The following is a 26,129-nucleotide window of genomic DNA, read 5'->3' on the forward strand; positions in this document are numbered from 1 at the left end:
ACGACTTTTTGTACTCGACACCAACGTGCTGATGCATGACCCGACGTCAATCTTCCGCTTCAAGGAGCATGACATCTTTATCCCGATGATTGTTCTCGAGGAACTCGACCGGGCCAAAAAAGGCACATCCGAAGTCGCGCGCAACGTGCGCCAGGCAAGTCGCTTTCTCGATGACCTGATGAGCAACATGGACAAGGCAGGAATCGACAAGGGACTTGCACTACCGGCCTGGTCAGGCATCTCTGAAGAGTCAGATGAAGAACCCCAGCAGGGAAGGCTCTATTTCCAGACAGAACACTTGCCACAGTCACTGCCAGAATCACTGCCGGGTAACACCCCAGACAATGACATCCTCGGCACGGCCCTGGCACTCAAGGAGATTCACCCACACCAGCCCGTCACCCTGGTCTCGAAAGATATCAACCTGCGCATCAAGGCAGCCGTGGTAGGCCTCAGCGCCGAGGATTACAGCAACGACCAGGTGCTCGACGATGTCGACCTGCTTTACAAGGGACACCAGGAGTTGCCGAACGACTTCTGGGAATCCCACAGCAAGGATGTCGAATCCTGGCAGGAAGAGGGACACACCTACTACCGTGTCAGCGGCCCCGATGCCAAGCAATGGCATATCAACCAGTGTCTATACATGGATGATGGCAGTGGTTTCGAGGCGATCGTACGCATGAAGGATGGCGAAGACGCCATCATCGAAATCGTCAACGACTACCACTCCTCCAAGCACAGCGTATGGGGCATCATGTCACGCAACCGCGAGCAGAATTTTGCGCTGAACATGCTGATGGATCCCGATCTGGATTTTGTCTCCCTGCTAGGCGTTGCCGGTACCGGTAAAACGTTGCTTACGCTTGCCGCGGGACTCGCACAGGTTCTCGATGAAAATCGCTACACGGAAATCATCATGACCCGTGTCACCGTGCCTGTCGGTGATGACATCGGCTTCCTGCCCGGCACGGAAGAAGAGAAAATGACACCCTGGATGGGCGCACTGATGGACAACCTCGAAGTACTCACACGTACCGAGGGCGGTGGCGACTGGGGACGCGCAGCAACTGACGACCTGTTGCGTTCACGTATCCGCATTCACTCGATCAACTTCATGCGGGGCCGTACTTTCCTCAACAAGTACCTGATCATCGACGAAGCGCAGAACCTCACCGCGAAACAGATGAAGACCCTCATCACGCGTGCGGGGCCAGGCACCAAGATCGTCTGCCTCGGCAACGTCGCACAGATCGACACGCCGTACCTGACCGAAACCAGCTCCGGTCTCACATACGTGGTCGACAAGTTCAAGAACTGGGAGCATGCAGGCCACATCACCCTGATGCGTGGCGAACGCTCAAGGCTGGCAGAATACGCTTCCGATTATCTGTAACTGACCGCTCCAAGCAGTACTACAAAAAAGCCCAGCAATGCGGGGCTTTTCAATACCTGAAGCAAGCTATTGGAACAGTGCTGTCAGCAAAATAATCAAGACTATGTCACCGCTTCCCTGTCAGGCCGTTTTGGCCATGCTGTGAGTACCGCCTTGACAAGGGTACCGAGTGGAATTGCAAAGAACACACCCCAGAAACCCCACAGTCCACCAAACAGCAGAATCGATACGATGATGGCGACAGGATGCAGATTGACGACCTCGGAGAAGAGCAAGGGCACAAGCGCGTTGCCATCGAGTGCCTGGATGATGAGATAAGCGATCGTCAGGTAGATAAATTCACCGCCCCAGCCCCACTGGAACCAGGCAACGATAAGGACAGGAACCGTCACCACAGCAGCGCCAATATAGGGAATGATAACCGACAGACCGACTAGCACCGCCAGCAGCAGTGCGTAGTTGAGACCAAAGAAGGTAAAAGTGATATAGCTCACCACGCCGACAATCGTGATCTCCCAGAATTTGCCGCGCACATAGTTTGCAATTTGTACATCAACATCCTTCCACACCTGGTCGACAATGCCACGATTGCTGGGGAAAAACTGTAGCAACCAGTTGATAATGAGACTCTTGTCCTTGAGAAAGAAAAAGACCAGCAGGGGTACCAGGATAAAATAGACGAGGATGGTGATAAGGCCAACCACCGACGAGGCTGAAAGCGACAGAACACGTTGCGCAAAGCTCGCCATCTCTGCCTTGATAACATTGATCAAATCAGTGATCTGGTTTGAGTCAACCAGGTCCGGATAGAGTTCCGGCAGGCGCATCAGGCTTTTTTGCCCGGCTGCCAGCATAGCCGGTGTCTGTTGCACCAGTTCTGTCAGCTGTTGGAACGCAAGCGGCATGACGCCAAATATAATCAGGGTGACAAACATGATAAACAGCAGGAAGACGATAACCACTGCAACCAGCCTCGGCATGCCAGAGCCCTCGCCCAGCAACACGAGCCCCTCCAGCAGGTAGGCAATCACCAAGCTTGCAAGCACGGGGGCCAGCATGGCGCCAAAAAAGAAGACAACGGCAAAACCTACCAACAGCGCAAGTGTTAATGCAATCACCTGCGGATCTGAGAAGGTACGTTTAAACCAAGCTGTTATCAGGTTCATTCAGAATTTTCCTTCATGGAGTCGGTATAGTCCTTGTATTTCGAGTCAAACAGCTGCTCAAGATCGTCAATCACATCAGCTGCGGGACGTCCTTTCAGCATATGCGACTGCATGAGTTCAGAAGTTTCGTGCAAGAGCGTGTCAGGGTCAACCATAAAGTAGTTCTCCCTGAGGCGTTTGACGGCACCGATTACAGACTCCTCCACGGGACGTTCAATTCCTTTCGGCTGCTGCTCCTCTTTCGGGGCATCCTGTATTTCATCAGTAGAACGTGCAAGCAGAAATTCAGCGAATGCAAAGAGGGATTCCCTGTCCGCCGATGACAGCTGTTTGAGAATTTTTTCGAGGCGCCTGGCATCTGCGCCGGCCCCGGCAACTGGCATCCCCGGAAACACTAGCTCTCCTCTTCGCCATCACAGTAGTCGCCGGCAAATTCAAGCAGTGTCTCCATCAGGCGCTTGCGAAACTTCTGTTTCTTGTGGACGAAGGAGAAAGGGCGTTCCAGTATCGGTTTGATAGGAATGGAAACCAGGGTGCCCAGTTGGAGCTCTTTCTGTATGGTCGCGCGCGACACGATGGAAACGCCCATACCCGCTTCGACTGCTCCCTTGACCGCTTCAGGGCTACCGAGCTCCATACCCACCGTCATTTCGATGTGATGATCCTTGTCGCGTTCCTCGAGAAACTCGGCAATCACTTCCCGCGTACCCGAACCCTCTTCACGACAGATAAAAGGATGGCCGAGTACCTCTTCGATCGTGGTATCTTTTTTCTCCGAGAGAGGATGTTTGGGCGGTACGATGGCAACCAGCTGGTCGTTGCGACAGTGCTCGACAACCAGGTTCTTGTTGCTTACCGGCGCTTCGACAACACCTAGATCAATGACGTTGCTCTCCACCATGTGCACAATACCGTCTGTATTGGCGACCTTGAGATGAATGTCGACATCAGGATACTGCTCTTTGAAGTCACCCAGAAGTGGTGGAAGCATATACTCGGCGATGGTGGTACTCGCACCAATGATGAGATCACCACTCACCTCACCGGTCATTTCTCGTACCGCGTTCTCCATTTGCCCATAGAGGTCAAAAATCTGCTCGGCAAATCCATACACACGCTCGCCAGCCTCGGTAAGGCTGATCTTGTTGTGGGTACGGTCAAACAGTCGTGTATTGAAATACTCCTCAAGCTGCCTGACCTGGAAGGTCACGGCCGGTTGAGTCATGTGTAAGGTCTCTGCTGCCTTGGTAAAACTGAGAAGCCGAGCTACTGTATGGAATACCTGAAGCCTGCGATCGGCCATAAAACCCTCTTGCCCTTTTATTGCGATAAGCGCAGTTTATACCAAACCGGTGTAATAGGCACTACTAATACCCCAAAAGAAAGAATCAATAGCCTTCTCTATCCCTAGCGGGATAGAGAAGGAAAAGATCAGGTTTTTCTAGGCAATATCCGCCAGGTCACCCTTCTCCTGGAGCCAACTCTTGCGATCTGCAGCACGTTTTTTTGCCAACAACATGTCGAGCATCTGGTGGGTATTGTCATCAGCCTCCAGGGTCAACTGCACAAGTCGGCGCGTATCCGGATGAATAGTCGTCTCGCGTAGTTGCAGCGGATTCATCTCGCCGAGCCCTTTGAAGCGCTGAATGGCGATTTTCCCCTTGAGTTTCTCGGCAGCAATACGGTCGAGCACGCCCTGCTTTTCAGACTCGTCGAGTGCGTAGAAAACCTGCTTGCCAACATCAATTCGAAACAGTGGCGGCATGGCAACATAGACGTGCCCCTCGCTTACCAGGCGTGGAAAGTGACGTACGAACAGGGCACAAAGCAGAGTGGCAATATGCATACCGTCAGAATCAGCATCGGCGAGGATACAGATTTTACCGAAGCGCAGCCTGGAGAGATCTTCGCTGCCAGGATCAACGCCGATTGCGACAGAGATATCGTGAACTTCCTGCGATGCCAGCACCTCGGCGGGATCAACCTCCCAGGTATTGAGGATTTTTCCACGCAACGGCATGATTGCCTGGAACTCCTTGTCACGTGCCTGCTTGGCAGAACCGCCAGCAGAGTCACCCTCAACAAGGAAGAGCTCGGTCTGGCGCGGGTCTGTTGATGAGCAATCGGCCAGTTTTCCTGGCAGCGCCGGTCCCTGTGTGACCTTTTTACGCGCTACTTTTCGACCGGCTCGCTGACGTGCCTGCGCCGAGTTAACTGCCAACTCGGCAATCGCCTCACCAGCCTCGGTATGCTGATTCAGCCACAGGCTGAAACTGTCCTTGACGATTCCGGAAACAAAGGCAGCGCATTCACGTGAGGAGAGCCTCTCCTTGGTCTGCCCCGAGAATTGTGGGTCGGCAAGTTTGACTGAAAGAACATAACTGACCTGGTTCCAGACATCGTCCGGCGTCAGCTTAATACCACGCGGCAGCAGGTTACGAAACTCACAGAATTCCCGAACCGCGTCTGTGAGCCCGCTACGCAAGCCATTCACATGGGTACCGCCCTGGGCTGTAGGGATCAGGTTAACGTAGCTCTCGGTAACAGCATCGCCACCTGTCGGCAGCCATACCACCGCCCAGTCGGCAGCCTCTTTGTCACCTTTCATCGTGCCGATAAAGGGTTCCTGCGGCAGCGTTTCCACACCCTGCAGTTCGTCTACCAGGTAATCACGCAAACCATCGTCGTAGCACCACTCTTTTTTCTCCCCGCTCTTCTCATCGAGAAAGGAAACATTCAATCCGGGGCAAAGAACTGCCTTGGCTCTGAGTACGTGTTCAAGTTGCCTGACAGAGAATTTCGAACTGTCGAAATAGGAAGGATCCGGCCAGAATTTCAGCGTGGTGCCGGTATTCCGCTTGCCGACACTGCCGATCTCCTCGAGATCACTGCGCTTTACACCACCGCCAAATGCAATGTTGTACTCCTTGCCATCGCGCCTTACCCACACCTCGAGGTGTTTAGACAATGCGTTGACAACAGAGACGCCGACACCGTGTAAACCACCTGAAAACTGGTAGCTCTTGTTGGAAAACTTGCCGCCGGCATGCAGCTTTGTGAGGATTACCTCGACACCGGGAATGCCTTGCTGCGGATGAACATCCACCGGCATGCCACGCCCGTCATCACTGACCTGCAGGGAGCCATCCTTGTAGAGAATGACATCGATCGACTTGGCAAAACCGGCGATCGCCTCGTCAACGCTGTTATCTATAACTTCCTGTGCAAGGTGGTTGGGGCGCGTGGTATCCGTATACATGCCGGGGCGCTTGCGCACCGGCTCGAGGCCACTGAGGACCTCGATCGCTGAAGCATCGTACTCTCTCATAAATTCCCTGGTTTAGCGCTTGAGCAGGTCGGCCGAAGTATCTTCCCATGGTGCGACATGGCCCCGGACCGCCTTGATCACGCCAGCCTGCGTCCTCGGAATAACACCTGCACAAAAGTAGTCACGCGCCATCTCATGGCGGGGGTCACGCGTATTCTGGCGTATTTCACGCCACTTGGGTGACTTGATCGGCCTGATATTGTCAGGATCGCGCGCACTTGTATACGCATAGTTTTTATATTGCCCGGTCCCGCAGCGAATCCCCTCGTAGCTCATGCTGCCATAACGACCACTGCCTGTTTTCATCACCATCCAGTAACGCACCATGCGGTCTTTTTCATTGACGGTGAGGCTGCTTTCATCCACGTAGACAGCAGCACCGACAGGTCCATGATCGATATCCAGTTCACGTGATTTCTTGAGATTGAGCTTTGGCACATCTTTAACCTGCTCTTTCCACTGCTCCACAAGAGATTCGTCGAATTCAAACTCATAGCGTTCATTTTCGGAACGAAACTGCTCGTAGGGATCTGTTCTATCCCGGGATTGCGCCTCTCCAGCCAGGAATAGTGCTACCACTGTCAAAATCACCACTCTTGTGAACATCGTATAATTCCCATCAATTGAATCTTCAATAATGCGACAATATACCTTGAAAAGAACATCTGCGACAGCATTGCCCTCCCGGCGACTCTGCGTTAGGTTATTTGCACAATTTTGAGGAAGGAAATTACCCTTGGCCAAAAAAACAACACAAGCAACCGGATTCGAAGAGGCTCTGAACGAACTCGAGAAGCTCGTTGAGACCATGGAGAGCGGCGAATTGACACTTGAGGAGTCGCTGAAAACATTTGAAAAGGGTGTTGCGCTGACGCGCCAGTGTGAAACTGCGCTGCGTGAAGCCGAACAGAAGATAGAGATGCTCTCGCAGGCCAGTGAAGATGCAGAACTTGAACAGGTATCAGCCGATAGCGTGAGTAACTAGATGTCACCTGAATTACAAACATTTATCAGCAGTTGCCAGGTGCGCGTTGAGAAGCACATGACGCGGATGCTCCCTGCGGACGATCGTAACCCCGTGCATCTGCACCAGGCGATGCGTTACTCGGCACTTGCCGGAGGCAAACGCATTCGCCCCATACTGACCTATGCAACTGCCGCTCTCTTCGACCGGCCTGCAGAGATTGTCGATACACCAGCCGCTGTACTTGAATTGATACATGCATACTCCCTGATTCACGATGACCTGCCCGCCATGGATGACGACGACTTGCGTCGCGGACAACCCACATGTCACGTCAAATTTGATGAGGCTACCGCGATTCTCGCAGGAGATGCACTGCAGGCCTTGGCTTTCGGGGCGCTTGCGGCAAACATAGACGGCATCACCCCGGCAAATCGTCTCGGCATGATCGAGCTTCTTGCGCGTTCCTCCGGTTCACTCGGCATGGCCGGTGGCCAGGCTCTTGACCTGGAGGCAACCGGAAAAGAGTTGCAACTGGGAGAACTGGAGAACATCCATATTCACAAAACAGGCGCCCTTATCCGTACCAGCGTCATGTTTGGTGCCCTTTGTGCCGATAAAATCAAAAAAGAAGAGCATAAACGTCTCGATCATTTCGCCAAGTGCATCGGTCTCGCCTTCCAGATCGTCGATGACATTCTTGATGTTGTGAGTGACACTTCTACCCTTGGCAAAACCCAGGGCAAGGATGCGCTGCAGCTGAAAACCACCTATCCCGACCTGCTTGGACTACAAGGTGCGCGCGACCGCGTGGACGAACTAATCGAAGAATCTATCGCCTCATTGAAGATTTTCGACTCAAAAGCCGACATGTTAAGGGAGATTGCTGTCTACATAGCAAGCAGAAGTCACTGACGATAGACACATATAGTATCGCCAACTGGCACAAGTACATAAAAAAACGGTAGAATGTCCGGCTCAAATCCAACAGCAGACGCACAAATGAGCTCAGCCACAGACATCGCGAAACCAACAACTGCAGCCGACATCGAGGATGTTCAGGGCAGCGCAGACACGCGCCAGATCGCTATCAACAAGGTTGGTATCAAGGATATCCGCCACCCGGTCAAGGTTGCAGACCGCAGTGGTAACGAGCAGCACACGGTTGCCAACTTCAACATGTCCGTCTATCTGCCGCACAACTTCAAAGGCACGCACATGTCGCGCTTTGTCGGCATTCTCAACAATCATGAACGCGAAATTACCGTCGCCTCGTTCAAGGACATGCTCAGCGAGATGGCGCAACTGCTGGAGTCGGAAGTGGGCCATATTGAAATGAGCTTCCCCTTCTTCGTCAACAAGAAGGCGCCGGTCAGCGGCGTCGAGAGCCTGATGGATTATGAGGTCACACTCATCGGTGAAATTCGGGACAGCATTCCGGAAATGTCTACTCGCGTACTGGTTCCGGCAACAAGCCTGTGTCCCTGCTCAAAGAGCATTTCAGAACGCGGTGCGCACAACCAGCGTTCACATGTCACCGTCACCGTTTGCGCGGAAGATTTTTTCTGGATAGAGGATCTGATTGACCTGGTCGAGAGAGAGGCCTCCAGCGAACTCTATGGCTTGCTCAAGCGTCCAGACGAAAAGTTTGTAACCGAACGTGCCTATGACAATCCCAAGTTTGTTGAAGACATGGTGCGTGATGTTGCACAGCGACTCAACGAGGATGAGCGCATCTGCGCCTACACGGTTGAAGCCGAGAATTTCGAGTCTATTCACAATCACTCTGCCTACGCCATGATCGAACATGACAAGCGCGAAGCCTCCTGAAAGGATTAAACAGTCATGACTAAATGGGTACGTATAGAACACGAGGGCAAAGCAACCTACGGCCAACTCAAAGGTGACACGATTAATCTCTGTACCGGATCACCTTTCGAGAACAACACGATGAATGGTGAGTCAGTCAGACTTGACCATGCAAAACTGCTATCCCCAGTCGAACCACGTCAATTTCTTGGCCTGTGGAACAACTTCCATGAGCGTCGTGTTGCCGATGACCTCTTCATGCCGAAATCACCGCTCTTCTTCGTCAAGCTGGCAAGTTGCGTTTCGGCGAATGACGACACGATCAGCAGACCGACTGGTTACACCAACGACCTCAAGTTCGAAGCCGAACTGGGCATTGTCATCGGCAAGCCAACATTTCAGATCACTTCTGCAGATGCTGATGACCACATCTTTGGCTATACCTGCGTGAATGACGTCACTGCACCGACCACTCTTTTCGAAGAGTCCGGCTTCACCCACTGGTGCCGCGCCAAGAGCTTCCCGACCTTTGGTCCGATTGGCCCCGTGATCGAAACAGATATCGAAGCGGACGGACTCACCGTCAAGGCCATTGTGAATGGCACAGAGAAACAGAACTATCCGGTCTCCGACATGATCTTCAAACCACGTGAAATTGTCAGCATGATTTCACAGGAAATCCAACTGCTGCCAGGTGATGTGATTGCCTGCGGCACTTCAACCGGTGCCGATATCATGCAACCCGGTGAGACTGTTGAAATTGTCATTGATGGTATTGGCAGACTCTCAAACCGCTACGACGGGTAAACCTTTACCTAACTAGTGAGTTTTTTCTGCCAGAACAGCGCACTGCCCGTTTTCGGATCCAACTCATAGTCGCAAAAACCAAACTTCCTGTAGGCAGCTTTGGCAGTCGTATTATTAGCCAACACCTCAAGCGTCAGCTTGCAGCAACCTTTCGAAATTGCGATCTCCTCGACCTTCTCAAGCATGACCTGGCTAATACCAAGCCCCCTGTATCCATCAAGAACCATGACGTCATGAATATTGATCAGGGGCTTACAGGCAAAGGTGGAAAATGCCTCAAAGCAGTTAATCAATCCTGCCGCGCAATCATCGACATACGCAATCACAGAAAATGCATGTGGAAGCCCGGACAATTCACGCACAAGGCTCGCTTTAACGTCACCATCAAGTGAGACACCTCCTCCCATCGGACCAGATGCATAAGCATCCAGCAACATCGGTATATCACTTTGATGCCTGGGATTCGAATAGTCGGCCTTAACGACTTCTACTTTCATCTGCTTCCTGTTTTTTTAAATAACTGAAGACAAGATTAGCTGTTACTACATGCTTAAACCAGGTGATAGATTCGATTCAGCTTCTGAAAAATGGACTATGAGTATAACTCTGATGTATCAGCAAAAATCAGGTACTCGCTGATCTTGTCGCCATCAACTTTGAATACTGTCGAGAAGGGGACAGATAGAACCGACTTGTCGTGGCGGACATACGAAACCGTACCGTGACAAACCGTGCCGCCCGGAACCGGCCAAATTTCGGAGAGCTCATGATTTAGTGAAGCTATAGAATCAAAAAAACCGCCAACAAACTCGCTAATTGCATTCACACCATGTACAACAGGTAAATTCCCAAATCGGAATGAACAATTCCGGGTAAGAAACATCACAAACTTCTCTCTGTTTTTCTCATCAATTGATGCGAACAATTCAATAATTTGGCTTCTGGATAACATTCACTTCACCCCTTCCGGTTTCGAATCTTTCTCATATGAATCTTGATGCATCTATCAACTTGTCATGACCAATATGACTGCAACCTGGTGTACGCACCATGACACCGATCCATGTGAAGCAATGCTTTACCGAGCTGAATCTCTGGTACTTCTTATCACTACAGATAACTGCAACAGTAATCAGTAACTTCCACCACCTTCAGGTGGAATTTTGAATCCGCCGGCACCTCAAAGCTCTCCCCTCCCCTGATACTTTTCCATTCAGCGTCTGGCAAAAGGACCTCAAGAATCCCTGAACTGATTTCCATCAGCTCTTTTTCATCTGTACTGAATTCATACTCGCCTGGAAGCATGATGCCAAGTGTTTTTCGGGTTCCGTCCTGGAAAAGCACTACACGACTGGTAACCTTTCCATCAAAATAAATATTCGCTTCCCGTACAATCGATACATTATCAAACTGTGACATATTTGAATTCCTGTTGTTGAACACTTGCATATTGAAGACATCAATGATGCGTAAGACTCACCTGTGCAATACGGTTGCTGCACATGGTAAAGGCAGGCTAGAAATACCCTACTGAAACATAAGCGCAGTGTCGCCGAAAATATCTTTATATAAATCCAGGTCTTGTTTGTAAACAGACCTTACTATCTCTACCAGCTCTTCGGTGTAAAAATCCCGGTATGCCGGAAGGGTGCCCTGTAATTTCATCTCATGCAACTTGTCTGGTGCGAGAACAGAAAAGCCACTTCCTTCCGTATGATATTGATTACTTACACCGTGCCTGGTAAGCGGTCGAGCATCAATAATGGATAGATTGATTTTATTCTTCAGCGTCTCTACTGCTACCTGGAAATCTTCGAGGCAAAAGTAATCGTCATACTCATCGTAGACAAGAAAATCACTTTGTGGTCTCCAGTGAATATTTCCCTTGAGAATATCTGGTTCACTCAGACTTCTGACAAAATAATCGAAAGTGACATTATCCAAACCATTCAATTGCTTCCACGCTTTTCCTCTGCGATGTAACTCAATGTATCTTTTTGACGCATATGTCTCTCCAATCATTTTATCCAAATAGGCGCTGGCTAATCGGGAGAAAGGGCAACGCAAAATAACAAACGTGTACTTGGCGGTTACAAGATCCCTTAATCCACACGAGAAAGTATCATTGTTTTTATGTATCCAGTCGTGCTCCGATGCGTCCTTTATACAGCCATTTGCTATCGCCAATGACACACGCATGGATGAGCAGCCATTCTTGGGAATGAAACTGTATACCGCATTTTCATCATAAACATTCAAAGCGTGACGCGCGGAAAAGAGATGCTCGGCGTTCTTATCCAGACTGTGATTACTCGATCTGCTGTAGCGTAACAAGCGTGCCATTTTTATTTCCTTATATCCCATTCAACTAGTAAAACCGGGAAAGCATCAAGTTAAGGCATTCCGAATTTTCTGTACAAGAATAATCAAGATGTAGCACAGATTCTTGCCGAGTACCCTTATGACTTGCCGGGCTCTTTAATCAGCCCCGTCTTTTGGCCCAATCCATGTGTACGGATTGTAAGCCACTTCCCACAAATGGCCATCCGGATCAGCGAAATAACCACTATAGCCACCCCAAAAGACAGCCTGGGGTTTCTTCACCAGGGTTGCACCAGCTTTCACTGCTTGCGCGACTACCTCATCTACCTGCGCCTCAGACTCAACGTTATGTGCAAGCGTAAATGAATTAAAGCCGTCACCTTTTACAGGGACGGTCGCATCCTCTGCCAATGCGTCGCGGCCATACAAACCGAGCCAGGTGCCATTCAGTGTAAAAAAGGCAACTTCCGGAGGGGATTCCATGCGGGGAAAACCCAGTCCATTTTCATAGAATTTGATTGATGCCGAAAGGTCGCGCACACCCAGTGTAATCATGCTGATGCGAGGCTTCATTGAAATGACTCTTCTTTTACTATTGAAGTGATTATTGCGCATCGATTATGCGCCAAAAACGGCATCCATAACCTGCAGGGCAAAACGGGCAGATACGGTCGCAGGCCCTCCCCCCATTTCTATTCCAATCTCGACAGCTTCCAGCACTTCATCATATGCTGCCCCGGCTTCTGCAGCCTGTTCGATATGCCACTGCATGCAGGATTCACAATCAATCCGTACCGATATTCCTATCGCGATTAATTCCTTATTTTTCTTCGACAAGGCACCATCTTTAAACGCCGCAGACTCCATCTCGACAAAAGCCCGGTAAGTTGCCGAACCCTTGTCAGTCAGTTTCTTGTGCGCCCATTGCCTTGTCTGCTTCAACCTCTCCAGGTCTTTCTCGGACATTTCGACACCTTTAACTGTTACGCAATGTAAATGTATTGAACCAGCAAGCAGTCAGCACTGCTAATAATCTGTTACAGGCCACCCGTAAGATCAATAGAAGGTACCGGTTGCATATGAAGAGCTATCAGACGCCAGCCAGTAGATTGCCTCGGCAACCTCAGTGGGTTGACCGCCTCTTTGCATCGGTATTTTCGATTTCAGCCTGTCGACACGGTTTGGCTCACCCCCCGATGCATGCATATCAGTATAGATAAAACCGGGCCGGACACCGTTGACTCGAATGCCTTCTGCAGCAACCTCTAGGGACAAACCTCGCGTCAAGGTATCGACAGCGCCCTTGGAGGCTGCATAATCAATATATTCATTCGGTGAACCGCTTCTTGCCGCGCCTGAAGAGACATTGACTATCGTTCCGCCTGCCCCGTTATATTTTGTAGACATTCGTTTCACTGCTTCCTTACAACAGAGAAAACAGCTCATAACATTGGTCTTTAAAACGAGATCAAATCTCTCTTCGCTAATCTCTTCCAGGCGGCATTGATTTTTCAGGATCGCTGCGTTATTGACCAGTACCGAAAGACAACCTAACTCCTGGTCAACGGTTTCAAACAGATGGATGACTTCACTTGCAACTGAAACATCTGCTTTTACTGTTATGCAACGACCACCATCTTTCAGAATTTCACTCTTGATGTTCTCAGCTGCCTGTTCATTCGAGAGGTAATTTATGCATACAGCATAACCATTCCTTGCAAACAGCTTTGCCGTCTCAGCTCCAATGCCCCTGCTCGCTCCGGTGATTACTGCAATCTTATTGGAATTCATTGATCCATCCGTATTGCATGACAACGCCATCAAGAGGCAAGCGCACAGGGCGTGCGCTATGCCGCTTCCTACACCTCTTTGTAGATCTCCGCACCCTGCTGCTTGAACTCTTCTGCCTTCTCTTTCATTCCCTCTTCGACCGCCACAGCAACGTCACCGATTTTCAGGGACTCTGCGTAATCACGTACGTCCTGGGTAATTTTCATGGAGCAGAAGTGCGGGCCACACATGGAACAGAAATGCGCCACTTTATGTGCCTGTGCAGGCATGGTTTCGTCGTGGTATTCACGTGCACGCTCTGGGTCAAGCGAGAGGTTGAACTGATCTTCCCAGCGGAACTCGAAACGTGCCTTTGACAGCGCGTTGTCCCTGACCTGCGCACCCGGCAGTCCCTTGGCAACATCAGCCGCGTGGGCAGCCAGTTTGTAGGCAATGATGCCGTCGCGCACATCGTTCTTGTCGGGCAGACCAAGATGCTCCTTGGGTGTAACGTAGCAAAGCATGGCAGTCCCATACCAGCCAATCTGGGCCGCACCGATTGCCGAGGTGATGTGGTCATAGCCAGGGGCGATGTCAGTCGTCAGTGGCCCAAGCGTGTAAAAAGGCGCCTCGTGACAATCTTCCAGCTCTTTCTCCATGTTCTCCTTGATCATCTGCATCGGTACATGACCAGGTCCCTCAATCATCACCTGCACATCGTGCTCCCAGGCAATTTTTGTCAGCTCACCAAGGGTTTCCAACTCACCGTACTGGGCGGCGTCATTGGCATCGGCAAGACAGCCGGGACGTAACCCGTCACCGAGTGAGAAAGAGACGTCGTAGGCTTTCATGATCTCGCAGATCTCTTCGAAATGCGTGTAGAGGAAATTCTCCTGGTGATGCGCAAGACACCACTTGGCCATGATGGAACCACCGCGCGAAACAATACCGGTCACCCTCTCTGCCGTCAGTGGCACATAGCGCAGCAATACGCCGGCATGAATCGTGAAGTAATCAACGCCCTGCTCCGCCTGCTCGATCAGGGTATCGCGGAACATCTCCCAGGTGAGGTCCTCGGACTTGCCGTTGACCTTTTCCAGCGCCTGGTAGATTGGTACAGTACCAATCGGCATCGGCGAGTTGCGCAGAATCCACTCACGCGTCTCGTGAATATTCTTTCCGGTGGAGAGATCCATCAGCGTATCGCCACCCCAGCGTGCTGACCAGACCATTTTCTCAACCTCTTCCTCGATAGAAGAAGAGACTGCCGAATTACCGATGTTGGTATTGATCTTGACGCGGAAATTGCGCCCGATAATCATCGGCTCAACTTCGGGGTGGTTGATATTGGCAGGAATGATCGCGCGCCCGGAAGCAATCTCTTCACGCACGAATTCAGGAGTAATGGTATCCGGCAGGTTGGCACCGAAATTCTCTCCGGGATGCTGCTTCAGCAGTGCCTTGTATTCAGGATTGGTACGCAATTCGTCAAGCCGCTGATTCTCACGGATTGCGACGAACTCCATTTCAGGTGTAATCATTCCCTGGCGTGCATAATTCATCTGGGTGACACATTTTCCTGCCTTGGCACGGCGCGGGGCGCGGATATGTTCGAAACGCAGCTTATCCAGCTCAGGATCATTATAACGCTCGGTGCCATATTCAGAGCTTGGACCATCGAGCTGTTCAGTATCATCACGTTCATCGATCCAGGCGCTGCGCAGGTCAGACAACCCTTTCAGAAGATCAATTGAGACAGATGGATCCGAATAGGGACCCGAGGTGTCGTAAACATAGATAGGAGGATTAGGCTCATTGGCACCGTTGGTGGTGGTCGGTGTCTGTGACACTTCACGCATCGGCACCCGGATATCAGGACGCGAACCCTCGACGTAAATTTTGCGTGAATTGGCAAACGGGCGTGTTACCTCGTCTGACAGGGCTGTGGTCTTCTTGATGAACTCTTCTGGTATGGCGCTCATAACTTATCTCTCTGTGTGAATAGTGAAGGAGACAGTGGGCTATGCGCCTGTCAGCCTTCCCTACGCCAGCATGAACTGGATCAGGTTCCAAGGGACTCTCTCAGCCTCTCCACAAGGAGAAACACCCCCGGCTTTTCAATGAAATTCAGTATAGCAATGATCCGATTAAGAAGCATTGCCCTTTTCACAAGAATCGGGCTATACTTCGTGGGTATGGAGCAAGGGTTGCTCCTCGCAGGCTGCTTTCTGCAGCTCGCATGCAATTTGCAATTTGCAATTTATTACAAGGAGAGAATTATGCGAATTGGTCAACTTGAAAAAGAGACAAACATACCCGTTGAGACCCTGCGATTCTGGGAACGCCAGGGACTTCTGACACCTGCTCGTAGCGGGCCGGGTAAATACCGAAACTACAGCGAGGAAGATGTCCGACGCATCAGGTTCATCCTGAACGCCAAGTCTGTCGGCTTCACCCTTTCTGAAATCTCGCAACTGCTACAGATGAAACGCCCTGAAGCCAGCCACACAGCAGACGATATTCTGCAGTTCGCCAAGACAAAGCTGAATGCCATCCAGACAAAACTATCGGAATTGGGCACGATGCAGAACAACTTGTCACGTCTCATTGAAGAGTGCAGCTACAACTCGGGCAGCAGTGATTCCTGCACCATATTCGATAAACTGGATGACGGCATCGGATAAGGCATCTACAACCAGCCAAACATCAATCCCCGCTATTGCGGGGATTTTTTGTTTATCCAGTGATATATTTCGGCTATAACTTCGATCGGCAAAGCCGTCATCTCCCTGTAACAATTGCGGAGTACACTCTCGCGGCTTAACATAAAGATCTGAAATAAGAGAGAGAAACAATGGCTGTCAAAGTTGCCATCAATGGATTCGGACGCATGGGCAAACTGGCATTTCGTGCCGGCTGGCGTCACGATGAATACCGCCTCGTACACATTAACGAGATCAAGGGCGATGCAGCCTGCCACGCGCACCTGCTGGAATTTGATTCAGTGCACGGCCACTGGAAACACGATATCGCCTCCAGGGAGAACAAACTTCTGGTTGATGGGCGTAAGGTACGCTTTACCTCGGAAGCCAATCCGGCGGATGTCGACTGGCAGAAGAAAGATGTCGACATCGTTATTGACTGTACAGGCAAACACAAAACCGTCGAGAGCCTGCAGCCATACTTTGATCAGGGCATCAAAAAAGTTATAGTTTCCGCACCCTGTCCAGCACCTGCGCGTAACATCGTTTATGGCGTCAATCACGACACCTACAACGTCGAAACAGATTCCATTATTACAGCTGCCTCATGCACTACCAACTGCCTGGCGCCTGTAGTCAAGGTGATGAAAGAGCAACTTGGTATCGCACATGCCAGCATGACGACGATTCACAACATCACCAATACACAGACCATTGTCGACAAGGGCCACAAGGATTTACGCCGTGCACGTGCCTGCGGCATGTCACTGATCCCGACATCGACCGGGTCAGCCAAGGCAATCACGCAGATATTCCCGGACCTTGAAGGCAAAATCAATGGCATCGCGGTACGTGTACCACTGACCAATGCATCGATCACGGATTGTGTTTTCGAAGTGGAGCGCTCCACCTCGGCAGAAGAGGTCAACCAACTGATGGAGGATGCCGCAACAAACGAGCTGAAAGGCATTCTCGGCTACGAGGAACGTCCACTGGTCTCTGTCGACTACCAGGGCGACCCGCGCTCATCGATTATCGATGCCGACTCAACCATGGTTATCGATGGCACACAGGTCAAACTGCTTGCCTGGTATGACAACGAATGGGGCTATGTCAATCGCATGATGAACATCACGCAGATGGTTGCAGAATCGATCAGCCCAAAAGATGACAAGCCAAAGCGTCGCTGAACACAGTCTGCGTGACTACCTGACTGTCACAGGGGGCTATTGGGCCTTCACACTGACTGACGGTGCTATACGTATGCTGGTGGTACTCTATTTCCACCAGCTTGGTTATTCACCACTGGCTATTGCCTCGCTATTTCTCTTTTACGAATTCTTCGGCATAGTCACCAACCTGGTTGGTGGATGGCTTGGCGCACGCATTGGCCTCAATACCACCATGCATATCGGCATGGCTTTACAGATCGTCGCACTCGGCATGCTGGCCGTCGATGCAAGCTGGCTCACGATCCCCTACGTGATGGCAGCGCAGGCACTCTCAGGTATTGCCAAGGACCTCAACAAGATGAGTGCCAAGGCAAGTGTCAAGTTGATGCTACCGGATGATGCCCAGGGCAAACTGTTCAAATGGGTTGCCGTGCTTACCGGCTCGAAGAACACCCTCAAGGGCGCCGGTTTCTTTCTTGGCGCGTTACTGCTGCAACTGGTCGGTTTCAGTGGCGCACTGCTGATGATGTCAGGCGGACTGCTGCTCACCCTGGCAATCACTTGGGTCCTGTTGCCACGCGAGACCGGCAAGATGAAAAGCAAGCCGAAATTCAGCCAGCTGCTGTCGAAATCAGAGGCAATCAACTGGCTCTCGGCAGCACGCTTCTTCCTGTTTGGCGCGCGTGACGTGTGGTTCGTCGTCGGCCTGCCCGTCTACCTTGCAGTGGCCGGATGGGAGCATATGCAGGTTGGTGGATTTCTCGCACTCTGGGTGATCGGTTACGGATTTATCCAGGCTACTTCTCCGCGCCTGCTGAAACGTTTTCACAGCAATGGTACGACTGCCCGCTGGCTGGTACTAGCGCTCTCCTTTATACCTGCAGCAATGGCGTTGCTGCTCACTCAGGGCGTCGATGGCGTATCGGTGGTTGTCATCGGCCTGGTGCTGTTCGGCATTCTGTTTGCAATCAACTCCGCCCTTCACTCATACTTGATTGTCGCCTGGTCGGATCGCGACAAGGTCTCACTCAACGTTGGTTTTTATTACATGGCAAACGCCGGCGGCCGCCTAACAGGCACCATTCTTTCCGGTCTCACATTTCAACTGTGGGGCCTGATTGGCTGCCTGCTATTCTCCTTTCTCTTTCTTCTCGCAGCTTGGCTCATCTCCTGGCGTCTACCGGACGGGCTTTCAGCCTAGAGCAGGCTTTGCTATTCTCATCGCCTGACCAAAATAGTAAAAAATAGTTCGAGGAACCTTATGCGCCCGATCTCTTCAAGGCTGAGCATGATACTTGGCTGCCTGTTGCTTGCCGTCTCTTTACCGCTTGTAGCGGCCGAAAAAGTCTACCGTCTCAAGCTCGCCGAGACCTGGCCGCCAAACTACCCGATCCTGGTTACACGACCAAGAACCTCGCAGCCATCGTCGAAAAGATGTCGAATGGACGACTCATTATCCGCATCGACTCTAAAAACAAGCACAAGGCACCACTCGGCATTTTCGATATGGTCAAGGCCGGTCAATATGACATCGGACACTCCGCTTCCTACTACTGGAAAGGCAAGGATCCAAACGCCCTCATTTTCACTACCATGCCGTTTGGTATGACAACACCGGAGCAATATGGCTGGTTCTATTACGGCGGTGGACTGGAACTGATGGAGAAGGTCTATGCAAGGCATGGCATGCTCTCGTTCCCGGGCGGCAATACCGGTAACCAGATGGGAGGGTGGTTCCGTAAGGAGATTAAATCCCTTGATGACCTGCAGGGTCTTAAAATGCGTATACCAGGATTTGCCGGCGAGGTTTTTGCTCGTCTTGGCGCAAGCCCGACCAACATTCCGGCAGGTGAACTCTATACATCACTGGAACGTAATACCATCGATGCACTTGAATGGGTTGGCCCTGCGCTAGATCTGCGCATGGGATTCCACAAGATCGCACCCTACTATTACACTGGCTGGCATGAGCCTGCTGCAGAACTTCACTTCCTGATAAATAAAAAATCATGGGACAAACTGCCGTCCGACTTGCAGGAGATATTACGCGTGGCAATGCGCTCTGTTGCCTATGACATGTACGCCCAGTCTTATCATGAAAACAGTGAAAGCTGGAGCAAGATTCGTACAGAGTTCCCGGACATCAAGGTCAAAAGCTTCACCGGCGAGGTACTCGATGCAATGCAAAAAGCAAACATGGAATTGTTAGCTGAACGCGCAGCAAAGGATCCACTGGCAAAAGAGATTATCGACTCCCAGGCAGCCTACCTTGAGAAAGCACGTGCATGGACAAGTATCTCTGACAAAGCCTATCTCAACAGCCTGGACGACTGATCACTGGCATGCTGCAGAAACTGGAACGCTTGTGCAACCGATTTAGCGATCTGCTTGGACGCATCGCGGCGTTGCTGTTTCTGCTGTTAGTACTGAATGTCTTCTACGACGTCGTCGCCCGCTATCTTTTCAACAGTGTCTCGATCGGCCTGCAGGAGCTTGAGTGGCACCTCTATGCCAGCATTTTTCTGCTTGGCATTCCCTACGCCATCCGGACCGACTCCCACGTGCGTGTCGACATCATCTATGACCGACTCGGTGCAAGGCGCAAGGCACTCATCGACCTGTGCGGTGTGATCTTTCTGTTACTGCCATTCGTGTTGCTGGTTGCCTGGTATGGCAGCAGTTTCGCATTCGAATCCTGGTCACTTGGCGAACGTTCCGGTGACCCGGGTGGGTTGCCATACCGCTGGGTGATCAAGGCCGTCATCCCGTTTGCCTGCCTGAGTATGGCAGTTGCCGGAGTCGGCATGCTGCTGCGCTCGCTCAATACTCTGCGCGACATGATGCCTCCTGACGAAACGGGTGCCGCCTGAAATGATGGAATATATCGGCATCATCATGTTCGGCGTTGCCCTGCTCGCCCTGCTATTCGGCTTTCCGGTCGGATTCACTTTTGGCGGTGTAGCAATGATCTTCGTCTGTATCGCAAAACTCCCTGATATCCAGCACATGCTGCAGGATGGCGCCGGTTTTTCCGATATCTTTGCGGACATAACCAGAACCTTTGCCTTCATGCCCTACCGGATCCAGAGCATCATGGAAAACAGCGTACTGATGGCAGTGCCACTATTTATTTTCATGGGCGTTGTGTTGGAAAAAACCCGCCTTGCAGAGCGACTGCTCGAATCGATGGGTGAACTCTTCGGACGAGTACGTGGCGGACTGGCAATCTCGACAGTCCTGGTTGGCGCCCTGCTTGCCGCATCCACCGGGATTGTCGGCGCCTCGGTCGTTGCGATGGGACTGATCTCCCTGCCGGTAATGCTCAAGCACGGCTATGACAAGCGCCTCGGCTGCGGCACCATTTGTGCTTCGGGCACCCTCGGGCAGATTATCCCGCCATCGATCGTCCTGATCATCCTCGGTGACGTGATGGGCATTCCGGTCGGAGACCTCTTCAGGGCAGCGGTTGCGCCGGGAGTCGTGCTCGTCGGCCTCTATATTCTCTATATCCTCTATACCAGCTGGCGCAATCCGCAGGCAGCACCAAGCCTGTCTACAGAGACCACTGACAGGCGAAAACTCTACACCAGCGCCATACTGCATGTTCTGCCGCCACTGGCACTGATTCTGATCGTGCTCGGCTCAATTTTTGCCGGTATCGCCACGCCGACGGAGTCGTCGGCACTCGGTTCTGTCGGCGCACTCCTCCTGGCAGTCATTTATCGTCATTTCAGCTGGAAATTGCTCTATGAAGCGGCCCTCGACAGTGTCCGGGTCACCGCCATGGTATTCGCCATCCTGCTCGGTGCAACTGCCTTCTCGATGGCGTTCAGCTACACAGGTGGTGACATACTGGTTGAGGATGCGCTTCTCGACCTGCCAGGTGATGAAATCGGGTTCCTCGCATTGTCGATGCTGACCATCCTGCTACTCGGTTTTTTCATCGACTTTGTCGAAATCAGCTTCATCATCGTTCCCATTCTCGCGCCTGCCGCAGAAGCCCTGGGTATCGCCCCCCTGTGGTTTGCCATCCTCATCGCCATGAACCTGCAAAGCTCCTTCCTGACACCACCCTTCGGATTCAGCCTCTTCTATCTCAAGGGAGTCGCACCGCCAGGGGTCACAACCACGGATATCTACCGTGGCGTGGTGCCTTTCATACTGATACAGGTAGCTGTGCTCGTTTCAATCCTGGTTTTTCCAGGCTGGTATGGACTCGCTTGAAGTCGCCATAAATTTTTCACTGGTTGACCTCGATCGGCTGTTAAGCGTAGTCTTCACATCGTAAGAGAATATTAAGGAATCTCTGATCAAGTCATGATTTATGACCTTGCCGATCTGAGAGCCCTTAAAAAGCCTGTAACCGGAGTCAGAAATGCAGAGTGAAGAAGCACGCCACAACATGATTGAGTGCCAGATCCGTCCATGGAATGTCGTCAGCGACGATGTGCTCACCCTGTTGCAACAGATTCCTCGCGAGTTTTTTGTGCCCAGTGACTACAAGGAGCTCTCTTTCGCCGATATTGAGGTCCCCCTGGGCCATGGCGAGAGCATGATGGCACCCAAAATCGAAGCGCACGTATTGCAGTCTCTCGATATTCATCCTGGTGAGAGGGTTCTGGAAGTCGGTACTGGCAGTGGTTATCTCACCGCATGTCTTGCCTGGCTGAGCGGTGACGTGACAAGCATTGAGCAGCATGCCGATCTCGCTGATTCAGCTGCGGAAAAGCTGGCAGCTCTCGATTTTGAAGCCAAAATCATTACCGGCGATGCATTTGACCTCGATGAAATAGAGATTTTTGACATTATCGTCGTCACCGGCAGCCTGCCGCAAAGAACCGATTTCTTTGAACAGCACCTTGCTGATGATGGACGCCTGTTCCAGGTTGTCGGTAAGGGATCCTCAGCTACGGCTGAACTGGTCACCGCAGTCGGAGATAACTCCTTCAAGCGCAAGGCTCTTCTGGAAACAGCCCTCAAACCACTGACAAATGCACCTGAAGTGAGTGAATTCAGCTTCTGAGCCGAAGCAAAAGAGCCACAAGGCACAAGGCCAGGTTCAATTCAGGCGGAAATAGCCTCTTCCGCCCTCTCCACATTTTGCTGCATCGCCTCTTCTACTTCAACAATCAGGCCTGCTTCGTCCTGTTTGAACCTCTGCTTGTCAATCCGCAATGGCTCTCCGATACAGATAATCACCCGGCTGAAAGGTTTCGGAATGCGCTGCTTGTCCCACGAGGTCAGGCTCCAGTAGCGATCAGAAACAACATGATATGGAATAATCGGACAGTTCGATACTGCACTGATAAAAAGCATGCCGGGCTTCGCTTTGCGTGCCGGACCACGCGGGCCATCCGGTGTCATCCCGGCACTTGAGCCCGACTTCAATGCCTGAATCACCGCCCTGGCTGCTTTCATGCCGCCGTGTGAGGATGATCCACGAACCGGGAAATTTCCCATACGCACCATGACGCGGGCACTGAACTCGCCATCCTTGCTGTCACTCGACATCATGACAAGACCCTGATTTCGCTCGGCCCACTGGCTCACCACGACGTTCTCGTGCCAGCTGGAATAGATCCATCCCTCTGCATTGGACTTCAGCCTGTCAACCTGCTCACGGCCTATATATTCGACACGATAAGTCGCCATCAGCAACATCACGACCCACTTGTAGAGGATGGGATAGAACCAGAATTTAAAATCCTGCATCATGAACGCATCTCCAGCAGATGCTCAATCGCCTGACGGGTACACTCGAGTGCCCCCTGGTTTGATTCGACGACTTCCTGGCCATGCTGACCAATCTCTTCACGCTGTACCGGGTCACCCAGTAGTGCCAGCACAACCTCTGCGAGTTGCTCCTCACTGGTCTGCAGCGCAGCACCGGCTTCGAGCATCATCCTGCTGATTTCGAGAAAGTTCTGCATATGCGGGCCAAAAACAACGACAACGCCCAGTGCTGCAGGCTCGAGGATATTGTGCCCGCCAATCGGTGCGATGCTGCCGCCCACAAAAGCGACATCTGCAGCACCATAAAAAATCGGTAATTCACCCATCACGTCTCCGAGATAGACTGCCACATCCGTTACAGGCAGGTGTACACCCGTCCTGCGCACGCAACTGAGTCCGCTGGACTCGATCAATCCGGCCACCGTGTCGAATCGCTCCGGGTGTCGTGGCACGATGATCAACAAGGCATCAGGATAGCGCTCAAGCACTCGCCTGTGTGCATCGAGAACAACTGCCTCCTCATTCTCATGGGTACTCGCGGCTATCCATACCGGCCTGTCCGCACCCAGTGCAGCACGCAGCAACTCACCCTGCTCACGCACACTCTGTGGCACCTTGACCTCGAACTTGATACTGCCGCAGACATGCATAACCTCTTGCCGCACGCCCGAATCGAGCAGGCGTTGAGCATCCGCGCCGGCTTGCGCAATAACAAGATCAAAACAGCGAAATGCTGCAGCAGTGATAAAGGAAAACTTATGGTAACCCTGAGCCGACTTTTCCGACAGGCGTGCATTCGCGAGGGCAACCGGGACGCTGTTTTGACGGCAATAGTGCAGCATGTTGGGCCACACCTCGGTCTCCATGATAATAACCGCAACCGGTTTCAGGGCTTCGAAATAGCGCTTCATGATTGCCGGTGAATCATAGGGAAAATAGAGATGGCGTATACGATCGCCGTAGAGCTGGGTAACCCGCTGTCCACCGGTTGGTGTTGTGGTTGTCATCACCACGGGCATGCCGGGGTGCGCTTCCATAAGCCACTGCACCATCGGCTGGGTCGCCTGCGACTCACCCACTGAGACAGCGTGAATCCACAAGCACCCTTGCGGTACATCATCCGGAAGGTAGCCAAAACGCTCACCAAGGCGCTCCCGGTATGCCGGATTTCTGCGCCCGCGCAACCACAGGCGAACCAGAATGACCGGCATCAACATATAGACCAGGAATGTATAGAGGTATCGCACAGCAGTAAGCAGCCAATCGGGCATCAGTTTGAATGAATTGAATGTTACCACGCTCAACTCGCGAGCTTTGTGTAGATATCCGATATTTTCAGTGGCAGATCAGCAACATCATCCAGCACCATGTCACTTACCAGTCCCTACAAGTGCGACGGGTATCCCTTGCCTTCAGCATCAATCGCGATGCAGTAGAAATGGATCCCACACAATCAATCCACCTATTGAAAACTGATATATATCAATCATGTTGCATTCTTCCGTTTCAATGCCTTGTAGAAGCGCCCACACCATCTAACCTTACATTTAATAAGGGTTCTTTTTGCACCAATCACAAGAATTGACAACAAGAATGATCACAAAAACCACTATAGGAGGAATTAAATATGCACGCACTCGCAATAAACGGTAGGGAGATACCACTGAACGCCAAGGGATTGCTGCAAAATTTTGAAGACTGGGATGAGGATGTAGCTCGGGCAATGGCTGATGAAGATGGAATTGAATTATCAGACTGCCACTGGACCGCAATTCGTTTTATGCGCGAATATTACCAGGAATTTGAAATCCCGCCTTCACCTAAAACCATGGTCAGGGAAGTCGGCCATAAATTGGTCGAATATGGGAAATGTAACGGAAAAAAACTACAGGAACTTTTCCCCAAGGGGGGATGCAAACATGCATGCAGAATTGCCGGTTTGCCTATGGAGTATTGCCACTCCTGCTAGATTGATCAAAGCAGGCAATCAAAGAAAAAGGCGCCGATTGGCGCCTTTCTCATTCAGCTCTGTCAGCAATTACTGCTGAGGTGCTGCCGGAGCCTGCGGTACCGGAGCCTGCTGAGGGTACTGGTACGGCTGTGGCTGCTGTGGGTAGCCGTATCCATAGCCACGTGGTGGATAAGGACGCGGTGCATAACCACCACCATAGTATGGACGAGGACCGTAACCACCCTAGTAAGGAGGACGCGGGCCGTAGCCACCGTAGTAAGGACGTGGACCGTAACGATAGTAGTCGTCATCGTCATCATCCATTTCGTCGGCAAACTCTTCCATCCAGTACATTGGAGTGAATTCTGGCCAATCGTTATCGTCCCATGGATCATCCCAGTCGTCATCATCCCAGAAGAATGCTGATGCAGACGTACTGAATGCCAGCATTGCTGCGGTCAAAACCGCCAGTAAAATATTTTTGTTCATAAGGTTCTCCCACTATTTACAAATAAATTAAAACAATCACGCTTTCTTTCTGTAACCTTCCTGCCGTTGAATCGACCAGGTTCAGTGCCACTCATCAATATTACTTTCGAAAAGATACCACCTCGTCTTTTCGCCTTCTCTCTTTTGTGCCTTGAACAGCAAGCTGTCATTCAGTTCCGAATCATAGCCAATATCAGAATGCACATCGCACGGCTGATCAGGTGGACTGCTCAGGTGATCGAGTCTGTCAATATCACCGGTTAAAATGTAGCCCAATCCTGCAAGCACTTCCCTGAACTTCTGTGCAGAACTCATTGATCTTGCTTCCGGCGCATATTCCGGTTGTAAATTAATCAACTGGCCTGCATGTATATCGCTGTACAACTCGAGTTGTGATGGTAGCGTCAGATCACATTCACTATCGACCGGGTCAGCGGCAAACGTCAATTCCCAAACCAACAACATCCCCAGCAGGTAGTAGATAGCAACACTGCCACTGCTGTTCGAACAGATCATGAGT

28 protein-coding genes, 2 pseudogenes and 1 riboswitch are annotated in these 26,129 nt (G+C 51.5%); of the genes and pseudogenes, 13 read left to right on the plus strand and 17 right to left on the minus strand.

The window, feature by feature from the left end; genetic code table 11:
- Positions 1-31 precede the first annotated feature (31 nt).
- Positions 32-1,396, plus strand: coding sequence for a PhoH family protein (locus BOW06_RS01180; protein WP_052132342.1), 1,365 nt, complete (start codon positions 32-34; stop codon positions 1,394-1,396).
- A gap of 101 nt (positions 1,397-1,497) precedes the next feature.
- Here the strand turns inward: BOW06_RS01180 and BOW06_RS01185 are convergent, their stop codons facing one another.
- The 5 genes from BOW06_RS01185 to BOW06_RS01205 all read right to left on the minus strand — a co-directional run bounded on the left by BOW06_RS01185 (position 1,498) and on the right by BOW06_RS01205 (position 6,496).
- Entirely contained in the window at positions 1,498-2,562 is a 1,065-nt protein-coding gene (locus BOW06_RS01185; protein ID WP_078454384.1) for an AI-2E family transporter, read from the minus strand.
- Positions 2,559-2,957 carry a hypothetical protein gene (locus BOW06_RS01190; RefSeq protein ID WP_230208756.1) on the minus strand — a complete coding sequence of 133 codons (399 nt, stop codon included), beginning with the start codon at positions 2,955-2,957 and terminating at the stop codon, positions 2,559-2,561. The genes BOW06_RS01185 and BOW06_RS01190 overlap by 4 nt, the downstream gene beginning before the upstream one ends.
- Positions 2,957-3,865, minus strand: a complete 909-nt coding sequence (locus tag BOW06_RS01195) for a LysR family transcriptional regulator (RefSeq protein WP_043118180.1) — start codon at positions 3,863-3,865, stop codon at positions 2,957-2,959. The genes BOW06_RS01190 and BOW06_RS01195 overlap by 1 nt, the downstream gene beginning before the upstream one ends.
- Before the next feature lie 138 nt (positions 3,866-4,003).
- Positions 4,004-5,890 carry a DNA topoisomerase IV subunit B gene (parE, locus tag BOW06_RS01200; RefSeq protein ID WP_043118179.1) on the minus strand — a complete coding sequence of 629 codons (1,887 nt, stop codon included), beginning with the start codon at positions 5,888-5,890 and terminating at the stop codon, positions 4,004-4,006.
- 12 nt (positions 5,891-5,902) lie between these two features.
- Positions 5,903-6,496 carry a CNP1-like family protein gene (locus BOW06_RS01205; protein WP_179115105.1) on the minus strand — a complete coding sequence of 198 codons (594 nt, stop codon included), beginning with the start codon at positions 6,494-6,496 and terminating at the stop codon, positions 5,903-5,905.
- A gap of 130 nt (positions 6,497-6,626) precedes the next feature.
- Between BOW06_RS01205 and BOW06_RS01210 the strand changes: the two genes are divergently transcribed.
- From BOW06_RS01210 to BOW06_RS01225, 4 genes are all read left to right on the plus strand, one after another.
- Complete coding sequence (locus BOW06_RS01210) at positions 6,627-6,875, plus strand: exodeoxyribonuclease VII small subunit (RefSeq protein WP_043118175.1); 249 nt, start codon at positions 6,627-6,629, stop codon at positions 6,873-6,875.
- A complete protein-coding gene (gene ispA / locus BOW06_RS01215; RefSeq protein WP_078452822.1) occupies positions 6,876-7,769 on the plus strand; it encodes a (2E,6E)-farnesyl diphosphate synthase in 894 nt (297 codons plus the stop codon).
- An 87-nt stretch (positions 7,770-7,856) separates the two neighbouring features.
- Positions 7,857-8,684 carry a GTP cyclohydrolase FolE2 gene (folE2, locus tag BOW06_RS01220; protein WP_052132286.1) on the plus strand — a complete coding sequence of 276 codons (828 nt, stop codon included), beginning with the start codon at positions 7,857-7,859 and terminating at the stop codon, positions 8,682-8,684.
- 15 nt (positions 8,685-8,699) lie between these two features.
- Positions 8,700-9,470 (plus strand): fumarylacetoacetate hydrolase family protein, encoded by a 771-nt coding sequence (locus tag BOW06_RS01225; RefSeq protein WP_078452821.1) that lies wholly within the window; start codon positions 8,700-8,702, stop codon positions 9,468-9,470.
- An 8-nt stretch (positions 9,471-9,478) separates the two neighbouring features.
- Here BOW06_RS01225 and BOW06_RS01230 read toward each other — a convergent pair whose 3' ends face one another.
- The 8 genes and pseudogenes from BOW06_RS01230 to thiC form a co-directional block, all read right to left on the minus strand.
- Positions 9,479-9,967, minus strand: a complete 489-nt coding sequence (locus BOW06_RS01230) for a GNAT family N-acetyltransferase (RefSeq protein WP_043118173.1) — start codon at positions 9,965-9,967, stop codon at positions 9,479-9,481.
- A 95-nt stretch (positions 9,968-10,062) separates the two neighbouring features.
- Positions 10,063-10,422 (minus strand): nuclear transport factor 2 family protein, encoded by a 360-nt coding sequence (locus BOW06_RS01235; protein WP_052132283.1) that lies wholly within the window; start codon positions 10,420-10,422, stop codon positions 10,063-10,065.
- 158 nt (positions 10,423-10,580) lie between these two features.
- The gene (gene ppnP / locus BOW06_RS01240) at positions 10,581-10,889 is read right to left on the minus strand and encodes a pyrimidine/purine nucleoside phosphorylase (RefSeq protein ID WP_043118172.1); all 309 of its coding nucleotides are present in this window, start codon (positions 10,887-10,889) and stop codon (positions 10,581-10,583) included.
- Between the two features lie 108 nt (positions 10,890-10,997).
- Positions 10,998-11,813, minus strand: coding sequence for a sulfotransferase family 2 domain-containing protein (locus BOW06_RS01245; RefSeq protein ID WP_043118171.1), 816 nt, complete (start codon positions 11,811-11,813; stop codon positions 10,998-11,000).
- Between the two features lie 135 nt (positions 11,814-11,948).
- Positions 11,949-12,365 (minus strand): VOC family protein, encoded by a 417-nt coding sequence (locus BOW06_RS01250; RefSeq protein ID WP_078454386.1) that lies wholly within the window; start codon positions 12,363-12,365, stop codon positions 11,949-11,951.
- Positions 12,366-12,410: 45 nt separating this feature from the next.
- Complete coding sequence (locus BOW06_RS01255) at positions 12,411-12,758, minus strand: carboxymuconolactone decarboxylase family protein (protein ID WP_043118168.1); 348 nt, start codon at positions 12,756-12,758, stop codon at positions 12,411-12,413.
- Between the two features lie 71 nt (positions 12,759-12,829).
- Positions 12,830-13,583, minus strand: a pseudogene (locus BOW06_RS01260) (SDR family oxidoreductase).
- Between the two features lie 68 nt (positions 13,584-13,651).
- A complete protein-coding gene (gene thiC, locus BOW06_RS01265) occupies positions 13,652-15,544 on the minus strand; it encodes a phosphomethylpyrimidine synthase ThiC (protein WP_043118166.1) in 1,893 nt (630 codons plus the stop codon).
- A 39-nt stretch (positions 15,545-15,583) separates the two neighbouring features.
- Positions 15,584-15,683: riboswitch (TPP riboswitch) on the minus strand.
- A gap of 158 nt (positions 15,684-15,841) precedes the next feature.
- Here thiC and BOW06_RS01270 point away from each other — a divergent pair.
- The 7 genes and pseudogenes from BOW06_RS01270 (at position 15,842) to BOW06_RS01300 (ending at position 22,459) form a co-directional block, all read left to right on the plus strand.
- Positions 15,842-16,246 (plus strand): MerR family transcriptional regulator, encoded by a 405-nt coding sequence (locus BOW06_RS01270; protein WP_179115106.1) that lies wholly within the window; start codon positions 15,842-15,844, stop codon positions 16,244-16,246.
- A gap of 170 nt (positions 16,247-16,416) precedes the next feature.
- Positions 16,417-17,454, plus strand: a complete 1,038-nt coding sequence (locus BOW06_RS01275; RefSeq protein WP_078452816.1) for an ArsJ-associated glyceraldehyde-3-phosphate dehydrogenase — start codon at positions 16,417-16,419, stop codon at positions 17,452-17,454.
- A complete protein-coding gene (gene arsJ / locus BOW06_RS01280; RefSeq protein ID WP_078454388.1) occupies positions 17,432-18,637 on the plus strand; it encodes an organoarsenical effux MFS transporter ArsJ in 1,206 nt (401 codons plus the stop codon). The genes BOW06_RS01275 and arsJ overlap by 23 nt, the downstream gene beginning before the upstream one ends.
- Positions 18,638-18,724: 87 nt before the next feature.
- Positions 18,725-19,770, plus strand: a pseudogene (locus BOW06_RS01285) (TRAP transporter substrate-binding protein).
- Between the two features lie 8 nt (positions 19,771-19,778).
- On the plus strand, positions 19,779-20,306 hold the full coding sequence (locus BOW06_RS01290; protein WP_043118158.1) for a TRAP transporter small permease subunit: 528 nt from the start codon (positions 19,779-19,781) through the stop codon (positions 20,304-20,306).
- Position 20,307: 1 nt separating this feature from the next.
- Complete coding sequence (locus BOW06_RS01295) at positions 20,308-21,660, plus strand: TRAP transporter large permease (RefSeq protein ID WP_370602493.1); 1,353 nt, start codon at positions 20,308-20,310, stop codon at positions 21,658-21,660.
- A gap of 151 nt (positions 21,661-21,811) precedes the next feature.
- Complete coding sequence (locus tag BOW06_RS01300; RefSeq protein ID WP_043118156.1) at positions 21,812-22,459, plus strand: protein-L-isoaspartate O-methyltransferase family protein; 648 nt, start codon at positions 21,812-21,814, stop codon at positions 22,457-22,459.
- Positions 22,460-22,500: 41 nt separating this feature from the next.
- Here the strand turns inward: BOW06_RS01300 and BOW06_RS01305 are convergent, their stop codons facing one another.
- Together BOW06_RS01305 and waaA are read right to left on the minus strand one after the other, a co-directional pair.
- Positions 22,501-23,151 (minus strand): lysophospholipid acyltransferase family protein, encoded by a 651-nt coding sequence (locus tag BOW06_RS01305; RefSeq protein ID WP_078452813.1) that lies wholly within the window; start codon positions 23,149-23,151, stop codon positions 22,501-22,503.
- On the minus strand, positions 23,148-24,467 hold the full coding sequence (waaA, locus tag BOW06_RS01310; RefSeq protein WP_230209785.1) for a lipid IV(A) 3-deoxy-D-manno-octulosonic acid transferase: 1,320 nt from the start codon (positions 24,465-24,467) through the stop codon (positions 23,148-23,150). The genes BOW06_RS01305 and waaA overlap by 4 nt, the downstream gene beginning before the upstream one ends.
- A gap of 329 nt (positions 24,468-24,796) precedes the next feature.
- On the opposite strand from waaA, the gene BOW06_RS01315 reads away from it, so the two are divergent.
- Positions 24,797-25,138 carry a TusE/DsrC/DsvC family sulfur relay protein gene (locus BOW06_RS01315; RefSeq protein ID WP_043118154.1) on the plus strand — a complete coding sequence of 114 codons (342 nt, stop codon included), beginning with the start codon at positions 24,797-24,799 and terminating at the stop codon, positions 25,136-25,138.
- A gap of 225 nt (positions 25,139-25,363) precedes the next feature.
- Here BOW06_RS01315 and BOW06_RS01320 read toward each other — a convergent pair whose 3' ends face one another.
- Both BOW06_RS01320 and BOW06_RS01325 read right to left on the minus strand, forming a co-directional pair.
- Positions 25,364-25,609: a hypothetical protein gene (locus tag BOW06_RS01320; RefSeq protein ID WP_078454390.1), complete on the minus strand. Its 246-nt coding sequence runs from the start codon at positions 25,607-25,609 to the stop codon at positions 25,364-25,366.
- 81 nt (positions 25,610-25,690) lie between these two features.
- Positions 25,691-26,125 (minus strand): hypothetical protein, encoded by a 435-nt coding sequence (locus BOW06_RS01325; RefSeq protein WP_043118151.1) that lies wholly within the window; start codon positions 26,123-26,125, stop codon positions 25,691-25,693.
- Positions 26,126-26,129 lie beyond the last annotated feature (4 nt).

Origin of the sequence: Solemya velum gill symbiont (assembly GCF_002020255.1) — a bacterium.
Classification (GTDB): Bacteria; Pseudomonadota; Gammaproteobacteria; order Chromatiales; family Chromatiaceae.